The sequence below is a fragment of the Corynebacterium lizhenjunii genome (assembly GCF_011038655.2).
In the GTDB taxonomy this organism is placed as follows: Bacteria; Actinomycetota; Actinomycetes; order Mycobacteriales; family Mycobacteriaceae; genus Corynebacterium; species Corynebacterium lizhenjunii.
Map to the genome: position 1 here is coordinate 863,420 of NZ_CP064954.1, position 13,854 is coordinate 877,273.

Here is a 13,854-nt window from a genome sequence, read left to right on the forward strand (position 1 = left end):
ACAAAGAAAGATTTTTTATGCGTTTGCTTGCTATCCACGCGCACCCGGACGATGAGTCCTCCAAGGGCGCGGCCACCACGGCGAAGTACGTAGCTGAGGGCCACGACGTCTTAGTGTTGACCTGCACTGGTGGGGAACGTGGGGACGTGATAAACCCGGCCATGCAGCTTCCGGGGGTAGCGGAAAATATCGGCGCGGTTCGGCGAGAGGAGATGGCGAAGGCTGCGGCTGCATTAGGTGTGCAACACCAGTGGATGGGCCATGTCGATTCAGGCCTGCCGGGCGGCGACCCGGGCAATGAGGATATGGAGTCTTTGCTACCAGGGGGCTGCTTTGCACGCAAAGACGACGATGAGGTCGCGCAGGAGATGGTGCAGGTTATCCGCAACTTTCGGCCACACGTTATCGTGACCTACGACGAAAATGGCGGCTACCCGCACCCGGATCACCTGATGGTACATCGGGCTTCAATGATCGCCTGGGAGAAGGCCGGCGACGCGAACTATCACCCGGAACTGGGCCAGGCCTGGGAGCCGCTGAAGCTGTATTACTCCCATGGCTTTGTCTACCAGCGCATGAAGCTTTTCCATGACGCTTTGGTGGAAGAGGGCAGGACCAGCCCGTACGCAGCCATGATGGCGCGTTGGGACACTGCATTTGGGGATATTATGGCGCGGGTGACCACCCAGGTCGAGTGTGCGGATTACTTCCAGCAGCGCGAGGACGCTTTGCGCGCGCATGCTACCCAGATTGACCCGGCGGGAGCATTCCTCGCGACCTCTGTGGAGGTGCAGCAGCGCTTGTGGCCCACGGAGGAATTTGAGTTGGCGCGCACCAGGGTGGCGGCAGATTTGCCCGAGTCTGATCTATTTGCGGGTATTGCCGAAATAGAGCAAGCTTAGGGGCATGGACTTGCTTGACTCTCTTTACTTTGCCGCCGCCACGCACCCCAGCGTTGCAGTGCTGGCGCAGCAGGGTGCCAGTGGGCCGGTGGGCCCGGAATTTGGAAAGGCCTCGCCCATTGGGCTGTTGATTCTGGCGCTAATGGGGGTAGGCGTGATCATGGCTGGGTGGTTCTTCCACCGCCGATATTCGCGCTTCCGGCGGCGCACCATGTTTGCGCAGGACCGTGGACTCGATCCCTTCGATGAGCAGGCAGTAGACGCAGCCATGCGGGAGGCGGGGATTTACGACCAGAGGAAGAAGCCTATCCTCTAGCTTTCATCGGTCAGGGCTCACCTCCGAGTCTCATCGTTGTGCGTATAGCCGGCAGAGCCCTGTGCGTTAAGCAGGAAGATCCTTGCGCGTTTAGCTGGGACGCCTTCGCGCGTTTAGCTTGGAGGTCTTCGTGCGTCTAGCTGGCAGTGCAGTCCGGTAGACTGTGGGGCGTGAAGTTCGAGCCCCGCTTACCCCAGCTGCCAAAGATCCTCTATCCGCTGTATGAGGCCCGGCTGTTGCGCGAGCTGCGGGGCAAGCCGCAGCCCAAACACATCGCGATTATGGCTGACGGCAACCGGCGGTGGGCTCGGGAAGCAGGGTTTGCAGACGTCAGCCACGGGCACCGTCACGGCGCCGCCAAGATTGGGGAGATGATTTCCTGGTGCGCGGACACTGAGGTTGAAGTGGTCACCATCTACCTGCTGTCCACGGAGAATCTGAAGCGTTCCCCGGAGGAAGTGGGGTTGCTTTTTGACATCATTTCTGAAGTGGTGGAGCACCTATCGGGCAGGGATTTGGACTGCCAGGTGCGCCTGGTGGGGCACCTGGACTTATTGCCGGAGGCGGTGTCGCAGCGCATGCAGGAGGCTGCAGCGCGCACGCAGAATAATAGGGGGATTATTGTCAATATCGCTGTGGGCTATGGTGGGCGCCAGGAGATTGTCGATGCCGTCCATGCCTTGATTAAGGCACAGCCTGCCGATGCCACCCCGGAGGACATTGTTCAGCACGTCACCGTGGGTTCCATTACAGAGCACCTATATACCAAGGGCTTGCCGGACCCGGACCTGGTTATTCGCACCTCTGGTGAGCAGCGTTTGTCCGGGTTCTTGTTGTGGCAGTCCGCCTATTCGGAGATTTGGTTCACGGACACCTACTGGCCGGCGTTTCGCAAGATTGACCTGCTGCGGGCGCTGCGCGATTACTCGCAGCGTTCACGGCGCTTTGGAAAATAGTTAAAGTTTGCGCATCCGGACCTGCTCGACCAGATGGTCGGGGCCTTTGCGCAAGACTAAGGATGCTCGCACGCGCGTGGGCAGAATGTTTTCCACCAGGTTGGGCAGGTTGATGGTTTGCCAGATGTCGCGGGCGCGTTCGGCCGCGTGGGCATCGTCAAGCTCTGCATAGTGGGCGAAGTGGGCGCCGGGCTCCCGGAAGGCAGTTTTGCGCAATTTGAGAAAGCGGTCGATGTACCATTTCTGGGCGACTTCCGTGCGGGCATCGACGTAGACGGAGAAGTCCACCAAGTCGGAGACCATGAGGCTGGGGCCGGTCTGCAAGACGTTGAGCCCTTCGAGGATCATGATGTCTGGCCTGCGCACTACCTGGTATTGCCCGGGAATGATGTCGTATTCGATGTGTGAATAGACAGGCGCGGAGACTTCTTCCTGGCCGGATTTGACTTCGGTGACAAAGCGCATGAGTGCGCGGCGGTCGTAGGACTCGGGGAAGCCCTTGCGGTTCATCAGCCCGCGTTCTTTGAGCACGGAGGTGGGGTAGAGGAAGCCGTCGGTGGTGACCAAGTCCACCTTGGGGTGGGAGTCCCAGCGCTGGAGGAGGACCTGGAGCAGGCGGGCGGTGGTGGATTTGCCCACGGCGACAGAGCCGGCGACGGCGATGACGAAGGGCACGCGGGTGGGCTCGTTTCCCAGGAAGTTCTCGGTGGCTTTGGTCAATTGCTGGCGGGCAGCGACCTGCATGTGGATCAGGCGGGAGAGGGGCAAGTAGACCTCTGCGACCTCAGTGAGATCAATGTTTTCGCCAATGCCGGAGAGTGCTTCGACCTCTTGGGCGGTGAGCACTTGGGGCATGGAGTTGCGCAGAGACTTCCACTGCGCGCGGTCGAATACGAGGTAGGGGCTGGTATCTGGGAAACGCGCCATGGGCTCCATTGTCGCACTAGCCAAAATCGGGGGTTGATAAGGGGGGTTTAAAGGCCGCGCCTACTCTATGATGAATAGCGATGTGTCTGCTCCGGCACACATGTCACTGCTCACACGACCGAGACCACTGCAAAGTAGGGACGTAAATGACTGCAAACAATGATGTGCGCTACCAGGAGATGCGCGAATTGGACCCGGAGGTCTTTGAGGCCATCGGCGGCGAGATTGCCCGCCAGCGTGACACCTTGGAGATGATTGCCTCTGAGAACTTTGTGCCGCGCGCAGTCTTGCAGGCGCAAGGTTCCGTGCTGACTAATAAGTACGCAGAAGGCTACCCGGGCCGCCGTTACTATGGCGGCTGCGAGCATGTTGATGTCATTGAGGATCTGGCTCGGAACCGGGCTAAGGAACTCTTCGGTGCTGAGTACGCCAACGTGCAGCCGCACTCCGGTGCGCAGGCCAATGCAGCGGTGCTCCATGCGCTGGCCAACCCGGGCGATAAGATCCTGGGCTTGTCTTTGGCTCACGGCGGTCACCTGACTCACGGCATGAAGCTGAACTTCTCTGGCAAGCTCTATGAGGTCGCGGCCTACGAGGTGGACCCGAAAGACATGCGCATTGATATGGATAAGCTGCGCGACCAGGCTCTGGCCGAGAAGCCGCAGGTCATCATCGCTGGCTGGTCCGCTTACCCGCGCACGCTGGACTTTGCGGCTTTCCGTGAGATTGCGGACGAAGTCGGCGCCGCCCTGTGGGTGGACATGGCCCACTTCGCTGGTCTGGTGGCCGCTGGCTTGCACCCCTCTCCGGTGCCCTATGCGGATGTGGTGTCCACGACGGTGCACAAGACCCTAGGTGGCCCGCGTTCCGGCCTGATCCTGGCCAAGGAGGAGCTGGAGAAGAAGCTCAACTCCGCGGTGTTCCCGGGCCAGCAGGGCGGGCCGCTGATGCACGTGGTGGCCGCAAAGGCCATTGCCCTCAAGATTGCCGCTACCGAGGAATTCAAGAACCGCCAGGAACGCACGCTGGAGGGCGCGAAGTTGGTGGCGCAGCGTTTGACTGCGGAGGACACGCGCGCGGCCGGCGTGGACGTGCTGACCGGCGGCACGGATGTGCACCTGGTCCTGGCAGACCTGCGCAACTCGGAACTCGATGGTCAGCAGGCAGAGGATCTGCTCCATGAGGTAGGCATTACCGTTAACCGCAATGCGGTTCCCAATGATCCGCGCCCGCCGATGGTTACCTCCGGTTTGCGCATTGGTACCCCGGCGCTGGCTACCCGCGGCCTGGATGCCGCGGCCTTTACCGAAGTCGCAGACATCATCGGCACCGCCCTGGCTCAGGGCAAGAACGCCGACGTTGCCGCCCTACGCGCCCGGGTATCCAAGGTCGCTGCGGACTTCCCGCTCTACGACGGCCTGGAAGACTGGAAGCTGGTCTAGTTCGCTGCGATGCGCCTGCTAATCGTCGATAATTACGACTCTTTCACGTACAACCTCGTGGACTATGTCCGACGGGCAGCAGGCACCGAGCCCACGGTGGTGCCTAATGACACCCCGTGGGCTCAGCTGGATCTGGAGTCTTTCGATGCCGTCATTATCTCTCCCGGACCCGGCCGTCCAGAGGTTCCTGCGGACGTGGGCATCAGCGCCCGGGTGGTGGAGGAATTCCCCGGCCCGATCCTGGGAGTATGCTTAGGCTTTCAGCTCTTGGTCCACGCTGCGGGCGGTACGGTCACCCGCGCGCAGCGCCCTGCACACGGGGAGATCGCCCACCTAGACCATAGCGGCGAGGAGCTTTTTGCCGGGATAGCTCAGGGCACCGAGGTGGTGCGCTACCACTCGCTGGTGGCTACCGACATCCCGCCTTCGTTGCAAGTCACCGCCCGCTGTACTGATCCGCATTCTGGCCAAAGTATTGCCATGGGCTTAAGCGATGGCCAGCGCCTTTTTGGGGTGCAGTTCCATCCGGAATCCTTGCTTAGCCAGGACGGCCAGCTGCTATTCGATAACTTCCTGGATGCGGTGCGCCGTTTCTACGCGCGGCGGTATTTTTGCGTGCGCACGCGTCCGGGCGCTGACCCTGCCGCGGTTGCCCGCGGCTTGGAGCGCCGGGGTGGGAACGTCTTTTGGCTGGATTCTGGCCAGTGGAGCATTCTGGGCGATGACACCGCACCCGGAGCCCGCCACCTGGTCTGCCAGCAGGAGGATCCTTTTGCGCTCTTGGCCGCGGAGGTGGCGCAGCACGGTCTTCCCACACGGGTGGGTAGCCCCATTCCCGGCCTGGATTTTGCGTTGGGGTGGGTGGGCTACCTGGGATATGAGGCCGGCTCGGAGCTGATGCGCGGCCCGGAGCCGGATGCGCAGTTTATCTTCGCCACCCGTGCCGTTGTCATCGACCACGCCGCCGGGTGTACTTACTTGCTCTCCCTGGCAGGCGATGATGCCTGGGAGCTTGCCGATGCCCCCGTGACCCCCACCCAGCCATGGCACAGCGAGCTGCGGTGGGTCCACGACGAACCCGCCTACCTTGATCGGATTCACCGCGCGCAGGAGTTGATGGTGGCGGGCGAGAGCTATGAGGTGTGCTTGACTAACCGCATTGAACTCGACCGCGTGCCGGATCCTCTGGGCACCTTTGGTGATCTGCGCGCCGCTAACCCCAGTGGGCGAACCGGATACTTGGGTTTTGCGGATGTGCAGTTGCTTTCGACCACCCCGGAGCTGTTTGTCTCGGTGGACCAACGCCGAGTGGTGCACTCCAAGCCGATTAAGGGGACGCGGCCACGAGGGGCATCGGCAAGCTCAGATGCTGCCTTGCGGGCGCAGCTGCAGGGAGCAAAGGAGCGCTCTGAGCTGCTGATGGTGGTCGACATGGTGCGCCACGACCTGGCGCGGGTGTGCACACAGGTAGCGGTGCCGGAGGCTTTTGTGGTGGAGTCTTTTGCCACCGTGCACCAGCTGCTATGCCACATTACTGGCACGCTGGCCCCCGAGTACACGGCGGTGGATGCCCTGCGCGCGGCGTTTCCGGGCGGTTCGATGACGGGGGCGCCCAAGCGGCGCACCATGGAGATCATTGCGGATCTGGAGGGAACCTGGCGCGGGGTGTACTCCGGCGCATTCGGGTACCTGTCCTTGGTGGGCACGGCTGATTTTTCCATGACTATTCGCAGCGTGGTTAATACCGCGCGCGGGGCGTACTACGGGGTAGGCGGCGCAGTGCTGGCGGTTTCCGACCCACAAGCCGAATGGGAAGAAACGGTGGTCAAGGCGCGGCCCCTGACGCGGTACCTGGAGGCGCGCCCATGATGCTGGTGGATTCCTTTTTGGTGCGCGATGGGCGAGTAGTGCGTCCGGACCTGCACCGGCAGCGTTTTGAAGCAGCGGGAGGAACTTACCCGGACTTGCGGGGGAGTATCCCGGAGCGCGGCGAGTGGTTTCCGCGGATCTCTGGCCATCTCGCGGGCGTGGATGCTGTCGCGGAAGCCGCCACGGGTGTTTCCGTTAAACTGCGGCCGGCCCCGCCGCTGCGGAGCGCGACGCGGCTATGGATAGGCCCGGAGGAGGACCCGCGCGTAGTTCCGCAGGTGAAGGGGCCGGACTTGGGAGTTTTAGCTGAGCTGCGGGCCCGGGCCGTGGCCCTTGGCGCTGATGATGCCCTGCTGCACCGCGGGGGCTGGGCGTTAGAGGCCGCTAATGCGGCAGTGATGTTTATTGACGGCGGGGAGGCCGTGCTGTCGCCGCAGGGGGAGACCCTGCTTTCAACCACCGTAGTGGCCACCCTGGAGGCCGGGCTGTTGCCGCGGGTGCAGCGGCGGCAAGTCAGCATTGCGCAGGCACTACGCCTGCCGGCCTTTGCTGCCAGCGCCTTGCACGGGTGGACCCCAGTGACGCACTGGATTGGCGCGTGGGGGCAGGTTGTCGCACCGCGCACGGAGGCATTCGATGCCGCCGCGGTTAATGCTGCTCTGTGGGAGCAGGCTATGCCTCTTTAGAAGCCTGTTGGTCCGAGGATTCTGGTTTAGCGGCTTCTTCGCGGGACTGTGCCAGTTGAGTGCGCGCAGCGCGCAGCCACTCCGGCTGATCCGCAAGTAGGTCCTTGATCTCTGCCGTGGTCAGGGGACGGTCCAGATCGTTTTTCTTCAAAGCCGTCACGGAGATGCCGAGCTTTTGAGCCACTACCGGGCGCGGGTGCGGGCCTTCGCGGCGCAGCTCCTGGAGCCACTGTGGGGGATCGTTTTGGAGTTCGCGCAGCTGCGCGTGAGTGATGGCGCCGTCGCGAAAGCTCTCCGGGGTGGCCGGGAGATAGATACCAAGCTTCTTTGCCGCCGTCTGCGGGCGCATAGCAGTGCCGGAAGGCTGGCTGGTGGAGTTAGTCATGCCCACCACGGTAGCACTAGACCCTATGCTAGAAGCATGCTAGAGGTCATTTTCGCCACCGGCACACAGCCTGACAAGTGGTTCCAACGCTACGCGGATTACACCAACCATGGCGGGGTGGACCCTTGCCCGGCTGATGATGCCGTGGCGGCGCTGCGCCCAGGGGCTGTTGCCTTGGCCCGCTTGCCCCGTGAGGGAGACCCACGGGTGGGGGAGGACTACCACGTGGTGGAGCTCTATGCGGAGGAACCCGGCATCGCGGTGCCGAAGGATTCCATCTTTGCAGAAGTAGGAGAGCCGGTGCACAGTGATGATGTGGCAGAAGAAATCTGCAACTATCGCACCCCGGCCGATGGAAGAGTAGACGTGGCCGCCGTGCGCGCGGGATTGCAGGTGGTGGGCGCCAACGTGGGGGTGGTGTACGCCCCGCGGCCCTTGCTGAAGGTCCTGGCAAAGAAGCAAGTAGTGGATCTGGGGCTGCGGGACTGGCAAGGCCCCCACACGGTGGTGTCCCTGGTGTGGCGCAAGGTAGACGATAAAGAAGCCATTCAAGACTTTGTGGGTATTTGCAAGGGGCGCACCCCCAATTCCTCCCGCACGAGCGCTACCAAGAAGACGGCACGGGAGAAGACAAGAGCTAAGCAAGAAAGGCGCCTTCAGGCCAGCGGGCGCAAACCGTTATCGAAACGTAAGAAAGGCACCAGCCAGGGCAAACGCCGGTAAATGCGGGTAATGGCAGGCTAGTGGTGGCGTCGGAGGTTGAAAGAATCCTTAAGATTTCGTTAAGGTCGATCAGTGTTGCGCCGCTAAGGTGCACATGACTAACACAACGTGAAAAACGTTGATAAACGTTTACTGAAAGGATCTAGACCATAATGAAGACTATGACTCGTCGCGTTGCCGCCGGATTTGCCGCTACTACCCTGACGCTGGGTTTGGCGGCTTGCTCTAGCGACGACGCCAAGCAGGCACAGGATTCTGCGGGCTCCGTGGCTGCGGAGGCCACCTCTGCTGTTGGTGATGCCGCCACTGCGGCCAAGGATAAGGCTGATGAGGCGATGGGCAGCACGGCCAACTCGGCTGAGAACTCCGCTGAGAACACCTCTGGCGCTAACGCCGAGGCAGGAGAGACCGTAACCATCGCCACCGCAGCCGGTGAGGCAGAGGTCCCGGCGGCCTTCGCTACCGCGATTGAAGACCAGGCGGCTCAGTGGGGCATCGACCCACAAGCAATTATGGACATCCACACCACCGACGCTGGCTCCCTGGCCGTGCTGGCGGAAGACAAGCTAGTGGCCTTTGATAATGAGTCTGCGCACTCGGTTCCGGTCATTGGCAAGATTGCCCAGACCTACCTGAACGAGGGCGGCCTGGACTCTGGCCTGGGTCTGCCGCTGAGCCCAGAGCAGGTGTTGGACCAGGGCACCGGGTGGATCCAGGAATTCGCTGGTGGAAGCATCTCCTGGCTGCAGGACGCGGCCGGTGAGTTCGGCCCGGAGATTGAGAAGAACTAGGGCGCGGCGAATGGCAGACAACAACGGGCAGGACTTTGTGCTGCGGCCTTTCCGCAGCGCAGACTACCCCCAGATGAAGGCCATTTACGAACACGGCTTGGATACCGGCCATGCCACGTATGAGACCAAGGCCTTAACTCTGGAGCAGTTCCACAACTCCAAGATCATGGCGTCGGTGTTCGTCGCCGTAGAAAGTGGCGATGATTCGAAGGTCCTGGGCTGGGTGTCCGCAGCCCCGATTTCTTCGCGCAGCGTGTTCCACGGAGTAGTCGAGGATTCTATCTACATTCATCCTGACGCCCGCGGGCGCGGGGTGGCCGGCGCGCTGTTGGATAAGCTCATCGAGGTGTGCCAGGAACTGCACAAGTGGGCCATACATGCGTGGATTTTCCCGGAAAACACCGGGTCCGCCGGGCTGCACGAGTCCCGCGGCTTTGTCAAGGTGGGTACATTCTCTCACTTGGCAAAGATGACCTACGGGGAGCTGGCAGGGCAGTGGCGGGACACTGACGTCTATGAGCTGTTGCTGCCCAAGCCGGGGGCTTAAGAAATAGTTTCCTTGAGGTGCTCCTCAGTAATCGGGAGCACCAAAAGTAGGGCTGCGATGGCCAGGGGCACCATCAGTGCGATGACGGGGGTTAGGCCGTCGTTGTATGCGTGGAGCACCACCTCCCGGATGGGGTCCGGGAGGGCGGACACGCTACTGGGGGTAAGACTTGATGCACCCGAGTGGGCGAACTCTTGAGCGTAGGCGGCACCTGCATCCCCCATGCGGGCAAAGGCTTGGGGGAGGTTGGCTTCCAGCTCGTTTTTCATGTTGTGAATGAAGAAGGAACCCACCAGGGAGGCACCCAGGGCGCCGCCGATCTGGCGGAAGAAGTTGTTCGCCGCAGTGGCGGTGCCCACCAGCGTGAGGGGGAAAGAGTTCTGCACGATGAGCACCAGGACCTGCTGCACAAACCCCAAACCGATGCCGAAGACCAGGAATTCCACCCCTAGCTGTTGCAGGGAGGTCTGCGCGCTCAAATGCGACATCCACCACAAGGCGGCGGCGGTAATGGCCAGCCCGATGATGGGGTAGGCCTTGTAGTGCCCGGTGCGCGCGATGAGGAAGCCCACTGCGGTGGAGGTGATGATAAGTCCCACCATCATGGGGATCATCATCAGGCCGGCTTGCGTGGGGGTGAGGGTGTGCACCATCTGCAAATAGGTGGGCATATAACCCAGCACACCGAACATGGTCAACCCCAAAACGGTGGTCGCACCGGTGGTGAGCACCATGTTGCGGTTCTTGAACAGTTCAATGGGGATCAAGGGCTCATCGGCACGGGATTCCACCACGATGGTTGCGGCAATGCCCAGGACTACCGCAGCAGCCAAGCTCAGGATGGTTGGGCTGGTCCAGGCGTACTCAGAGCCGCCCCAGGTGGTCATGAGGATAAGACAGGTGGTGGTAATGGCGATGGTGGTGGCGCCGAGGGCATCGAAACGCTTCAGACTTACCTCCCCGACGCGCAGCTTGAGCACCAGGGTGCATACCGTCATGGCGAGAAGACCTAAGGGAATGTTCATCCACAAACCCCAGCGCCAGCCGGGGCCATCGGTAAACCAGCCGCCTAGAACTGGGCCTAGGACGGAAGAAAGGCCGAAGACTCCGCCCATGATGCCCATGAACTTGCCGCGTTCACGCGAGGTGGTGACTTCTGCGATGATTGCCTGGGAGGAGATCATCATAAAACCAGCGCCGAAACCTTGAATGGCCCGGCCAATGATCAGCACTGCCATTGATTGCGCGAAGCCGCCCAAGGTGGAGCCCACGACAAAGACGCCGATGCCGCCGATGTAGAGCCACTTGCGCCCCACCATGTCCCCGAGCTTGCCAGACAGTGGCATGCCGATGGTCATTGTGGTCAAAAACGCTGAGATGACCCAGCTCATGTGCTCGACCCCACCCAGCTCGCCCACGATAGTAGGCAGGGCTGTGGAGAAAATCATTTGCCCCAGCGAGCTCATGAGCATGGTCAATACCAGGGCGGAAAATACCAACGGCAGGTTGTGGGTGGGTTTAGCTACCATGACAGTCCTTTCGCGGTAGAGGTTAAGAGCTCGAAGGCGACATCGAGCCGCTGGGGTAGAGAGGCACCCGAGTCCATGGCGGGGGCGGACAGGGCTATCCACACCGCTTCACGCGTCAGACCGCTCAACGCCATGGCCTCGGTGGCGGCGCAGACCTGTGGCAGCCTGCGCAACTGCGGGGTGCGCTCTAAGCGCTGCTCGATAAGCGAGGTCAGCTCTTGTGACTTGGCTTGCTTGCGGCTTAGTGCGCTCAAAGCGACATCGCGGTCAGAGCTGATGCGCTGGCGCCGCGCAGCGATGTCATCGTTGGCATGGTGGGTAGCCATGTGGTCGATAATCAGCGCCCGGATGAGTTCCAAGATGGATTCGGCGTCGGTGTTCAGGAAAGCCTCGCGCTGCGCATCGGTGAAGTCGGCAGCAGGCGTGCCAAGCACCGCGGCGTCTTTGGAGTCGAAATAGTTAAAGAAAGTGCGCCGGGAAATTCCTGCGGCGCGGCAGATGTCCTCCACTGTGACAGCCCGGAAACCGCGTTCGTCCACCAGTGCGGTGGCGCAATCTTCGATGCGGTGGAGGGTCGCGAGGCGCTTTTGCTCGCGCAGGGAGAGTTCTTCTTGCACGGCGTGCAACTTTACACCCAGTGCAAGAATTAGCCAAAGTGGGCCCCGGGCTATTGCTCGGGGCGGCTATTGCTCGGCCCCAGCGCCGCTTCCCGCGGGGTAGCTATTGCTCCAGGCTCAGGTTTGCCTCGACCGGGGCGACGCCCTCCTCGTGGTAGCGTGCGGCAAGACCGGTGTTGGTGCGCGTAAAACTCCAGGTGCCGGCCGGAGTGCAGCCCTGCAAACCGGAAGCCTCAAAGACCACCTGGGAGCCCTCTGCGCGGGCGCTGTGCAGCCACACCTGGCAATCATCCTCCGGGTAGGTGAGTAACCCAGTAGTACCGCTCAGTGCCACCACTCCAGGCCAGGACTTCCCCTCTGAGTAAAAGTGCCCGGAATAGGTGCCGACCAACTCCTGGGCCGCGAGCGGTGCCGCCAGGGTCGTGGTAGGGGCTTCTTGGACAACTACGGGGGCTGGCTCGCGCTGGAGGGACACGTATCCGGCGGCAGCCGCTGCGCCAAGTGCTATCAGCAGCACAATGATGCCGGAGAGGATGACTTTGCGCCCACTGCGCTGGGTTTCCGGGTGCAGACTAGCAAAGCTATCGTGCTGGTTTCTGCTGCTCATGCCTATCCTTTCCGGGGATTCCTATCCGTGAATGCACAAAGCAGGCCCGGGCCATTGGCACAATGGTCCGGGCCTGCACGGCGGGGATGTTTAGAAGTTGTCGCGGTCGCGGTTGGTCATGGACAGCACGTCCAACTTCTTGTCCAGCTCTTCCTCCGTCAGCTTCTCGCCATCGACGAAGCCCAGGTCAATGACGGCCTCGCGGACAGTCATCTTCTGGTACAGCGCGTGCTTGGCAGCCTTAGCAGCATTTTCGTAGCCGATGTTGGAGTTCAGCGGGGTGACGATGGAGGTGGAGGACTCTGCGAACTTCTTCATGCGTTCCTCATTGGCCTCGATGCCATCAATGCACTTTTCTGCAAAGACGCGGGAGCCGTTAGCCAGCAGGCGCGCGGACTCCAAGACATTGCGGGCCATAACCGGGATGAAGACGTTGAGCTCAAAGTGGCCGTTGGCGCCGCCGAAAGCCACTGCGGCATCATTACCAATTACCTGCGCGGCCACCATGGTGACTGCCTCACAGATAACCGGGTTAACCTTGCCCGGCATGATGGAGGAGCCCGGCTGCAGGTCCTTGAGGTGGATTTCCGAAAGGCCGGTCAGCGGGCCAGAGCCCATCAGGCGGATGTCGTTAGCAATCTTGTTGATGGATACTGCCACGGTACGCATGGCACCGGAGAACTCCACCAGGCCATCGCGTGCAGCTTGGGCCTCGAAGTGGTTCTCTGCCTCCTTGAGCTGCGAAATCCCGGTGAGCTTCTTCAGCTCCTCGGTGACCTTGCCGCCGAAGTCAGCGGAGGTGTTCAGGCCAGTACCGGTAGCGGTACCGCCGATAGCCAGCTCGCCTAGACGCGGCAGGGTGGCTTCGATGCGCTCAATGCCCAGCTCGATCTGACGAGCGTAGCCGCCGAACTCCTGGCCCAGGGTGATGGGGGTGGCATCCATCAGGTGGGTGCGGCCAGACTTGACCACATCTGCAAATTCCTTGGCCTTAGCCAACAGGGAGTCATGGAGCACCTTCAGGCCCGGAATCAGGTCATTGACTGCGGCTTCCGTGGCCGCCACGTGGGTGGCGGTGGGGAAGGTGTCATTGGAAGACTGCCCCATATTGACGTGGTCATTCGGGTGAATCTCCGTGCCAGCCTGATGTGCCAAGGAGGCGATGACCTCATTGGTGTTCATGTTGGAGGAGGTACCGGATCCGGTCTGGAAGACGTCGATGGGGAAGGCATCATCATGCTTGCCATCTGCAATCTCCTTTGCGGCGGCGATGATGGCATCTGCCTTCTCCGCATCCAGGGCGCCAGAGTCCTTGTTGACCTGCGCACATGCGGCCTTGAGCAAGCCCAGGGCACGGATTTGTGCGGACTCCAAGCCGCGGCCGGAGATTGGGAAGTTCTCCACCGCACGCTGGGTCTGCGCGCGCCAGAGGGCATCAACTGGGACCTTTACCTCACCCATGGTGTCGTGTTCAATGCGGTACTCAGTCATGTAATCCACCTTTTATAGACGTGAAATGGAACTGGAAACGTAAAATGTGTAGCTCACATCTGCGCA

Annotated in this window: 15 protein-coding genes; 9 read left to right on the top strand and 6 right to left on the bottom strand. The window is 61.5% G+C overall.

All coding sequences use genetic code 11. The annotated features are described in order from the left end of the window. Positions 1-17 precede the first annotated feature (17 nt). From mca to G7Y31_RS04060, 3 genes are all read left to right on the top strand, one after another. On the top strand, positions 18-902 hold the full coding sequence (gene mca / locus G7Y31_RS04050) for a mycothiol conjugate amidase Mca (RefSeq protein WP_165007718.1): 885 nt from the start codon (positions 18-20) through the stop codon (positions 900-902). A 4-nt stretch (positions 903-906) separates the two neighbouring features. Continuing rightward, the gene (locus G7Y31_RS04055) at positions 907-1,218 is read left to right on the top strand and encodes a hypothetical protein (protein ID WP_165007715.1); all 312 of its coding nucleotides are present in this window, start codon (positions 907-909) and stop codon (positions 1,216-1,218) included. 170 nt (positions 1,219-1,388) lie between these two features. After that, entirely contained in the window at positions 1,389-2,174 is a 786-nt protein-coding gene (locus G7Y31_RS04060; RefSeq protein ID WP_165007712.1) for an isoprenyl transferase, read from the top strand. On the opposite strand, the gene coaA is transcribed toward G7Y31_RS04060, so the two are convergent. After that, positions 2,175-3,101: a type I pantothenate kinase gene (gene coaA / locus G7Y31_RS04065; protein WP_165007709.1), complete on the bottom strand. Its 927-nt coding sequence runs from the start codon at positions 3,099-3,101 to the stop codon at positions 2,175-2,177. It abuts the gene before it with no gap. Between the two features lie 146 nt (positions 3,102-3,247). Here coaA and glyA point away from each other — a divergent pair, with 146 nt between their 5' ends. The 3 genes from glyA to G7Y31_RS04080 are packed head-to-tail and all read left to right on the top strand — an operon-like array spanning position 3,248 to position 7,098. Then, complete coding sequence (gene glyA, locus G7Y31_RS04070) at positions 3,248-4,543, top strand: serine hydroxymethyltransferase (RefSeq protein ID WP_235923008.1); 1,296 nt, start codon at positions 3,248-3,250, stop codon at positions 4,541-4,543. 9 nt (positions 4,544-4,552) lie between these two features. After that, positions 4,553-6,412 (top strand): chorismate-binding protein, encoded by a 1,860-nt coding sequence (locus tag G7Y31_RS04075; protein ID WP_165007706.1) that lies wholly within the window; start codon positions 4,553-4,555, stop codon positions 6,410-6,412. Next, the gene (locus G7Y31_RS04080) at positions 6,409-7,098 is read left to right on the top strand and encodes an aminotransferase class IV (protein WP_165007702.1); all 690 of its coding nucleotides are present in this window, start codon (positions 6,409-6,411) and stop codon (positions 7,096-7,098) included. The genes G7Y31_RS04075 and G7Y31_RS04080 overlap by 4 nt, the downstream gene beginning before the upstream one ends. On the opposite strand, the gene G7Y31_RS04085 is transcribed toward G7Y31_RS04080, so the two are convergent. Further along, a complete protein-coding gene (locus tag G7Y31_RS04085; protein WP_165007700.1) occupies positions 7,085-7,483 on the bottom strand; it encodes a DUF5997 family protein in 399 nt (132 codons plus the stop codon). The two genes, G7Y31_RS04080 and G7Y31_RS04085, sit on opposite strands and share 14 nt — an antisense overlap. 36 nt (positions 7,484-7,519) lie before the next feature. On the opposite strand from G7Y31_RS04085, the gene G7Y31_RS04090 reads away from it, so the two are divergent. The 3 genes from G7Y31_RS04090 (at position 7,520) to G7Y31_RS04100 (ending at position 9,544) form a co-directional block, all read left to right on the top strand. Continuing rightward, a complete protein-coding gene (locus tag G7Y31_RS04090) occupies positions 7,520-8,206 on the top strand; it encodes a LysR family transcriptional regulator (protein ID WP_165007696.1) in 687 nt (228 codons plus the stop codon). A 161-nt stretch (positions 8,207-8,367) separates the two neighbouring features. Next, positions 8,368-8,997 (top strand): LGFP repeat-containing protein, encoded by a 630-nt coding sequence (locus G7Y31_RS04095; RefSeq protein ID WP_244977434.1) that lies wholly within the window; start codon positions 8,368-8,370, stop codon positions 8,995-8,997. A gap of 10 nt (positions 8,998-9,007) precedes the next feature. After that, entirely contained in the window at positions 9,008-9,544 is a 537-nt protein-coding gene (locus G7Y31_RS04100; RefSeq protein ID WP_165007691.1) for a GNAT family N-acetyltransferase, read from the top strand. Here the strand turns inward: G7Y31_RS04100 and G7Y31_RS04105 are convergent. The 4 genes from G7Y31_RS04105 to G7Y31_RS04120 all read right to left on the bottom strand — a co-directional run bounded on the left by G7Y31_RS04105 (position 9,541) and on the right by G7Y31_RS04120 (position 13,788). Further along, entirely contained in the window at positions 9,541-11,175 is a 1,635-nt protein-coding gene (locus tag G7Y31_RS04105) for an MDR family MFS transporter (protein ID WP_165007684.1), read from the bottom strand. The genes G7Y31_RS04100 and G7Y31_RS04105 overlap by 4 nt on opposite strands. Then, the gene (locus tag G7Y31_RS04110) at positions 11,067-11,690 is read right to left on the bottom strand and encodes a TetR family transcriptional regulator (RefSeq protein WP_165007681.1); all 624 of its coding nucleotides are present in this window, start codon (positions 11,688-11,690) and stop codon (positions 11,067-11,069) included. Before G7Y31_RS04110 ends, G7Y31_RS04105 begins: the two co-directional genes overlap by 109 nt. Positions 11,691-11,793: 103 nt before the next feature. Then, positions 11,794-12,297, bottom strand: coding sequence for a hypothetical protein (locus tag G7Y31_RS04115; RefSeq protein WP_165007678.1), 504 nt, complete (start codon positions 12,295-12,297; stop codon positions 11,794-11,796). 90 nt (positions 12,298-12,387) lie between these two features. Continuing rightward, positions 12,388-13,788, bottom strand: a complete 1,401-nt coding sequence (locus G7Y31_RS04120; protein WP_165007675.1) for a class II fumarate hydratase — start codon at positions 13,786-13,788, stop codon at positions 12,388-12,390. Positions 13,789-13,854 lie beyond the last annotated feature (66 nt).

Bases quoted from the DNA above. Each gene is read 5' to 3' on its own strand.
- G7Y31_RS04075 (WP_165007706.1), top strand. From the start codon at position 4,553: ATGCGCCTGCTAATCGTCGATAATTACGACTCTTTCACGTACAACCTC.
- G7Y31_RS04115 (WP_165007678.1), bottom strand. From the start codon at position 12,297: ATGAGCAGCAGAAACCAGCACGATAGCTTTGCTAGTCTGCACCCGGAA.
- G7Y31_RS04090 (WP_165007696.1), top strand. From the start codon at position 7,520: ATGCTAGAGGTCATTTTCGCCACCGGCACACAGCCTGACAAGTGGTTC.
- coaA (WP_165007709.1), bottom strand. From the start codon at position 3,101: ATGGCGCGTTTCCCAGATACCAGCCCCTACCTCGTATTCGACCGCGCG.
- G7Y31_RS04055 (WP_165007715.1), top strand. From the start codon at position 907: ATGGACTTGCTTGACTCTCTTTACTTTGCCGCCGCCACGCACCCCAGC.
- G7Y31_RS04085 (WP_165007700.1), bottom strand. From the start codon at position 7,483: ATGACTAACTCCACCAGCCAGCCTTCCGGCACTGCTATGCGCCCGCAG.
- mca (WP_165007718.1), top strand. From the start codon at position 18: ATGCGTTTGCTTGCTATCCACGCGCACCCGGACGATGAGTCCTCCAAG.
- G7Y31_RS04095 (WP_244977434.1), top strand. From the start codon at position 8,368: ATGACTCGTCGCGTTGCCGCCGGATTTGCCGCTACTACCCTGACGCTG.
- G7Y31_RS04120 (WP_165007675.1), bottom strand. From the start codon at position 13,788: ATGACTGAGTACCGCATTGAACACGACACCATGGGTGAGGTAAAGGTC.
- G7Y31_RS04100 (WP_165007691.1), top strand. From the start codon at position 9,008: ATGGCAGACAACAACGGGCAGGACTTTGTGCTGCGGCCTTTCCGCAGC.
- glyA (WP_235923008.1), top strand. From the start codon at position 3,248: ATGACTGCAAACAATGATGTGCGCTACCAGGAGATGCGCGAATTGGAC.
- G7Y31_RS04080 (WP_165007702.1), top strand. From the start codon at position 6,409: ATGATGCTGGTGGATTCCTTTTTGGTGCGCGATGGGCGAGTAGTGCGT.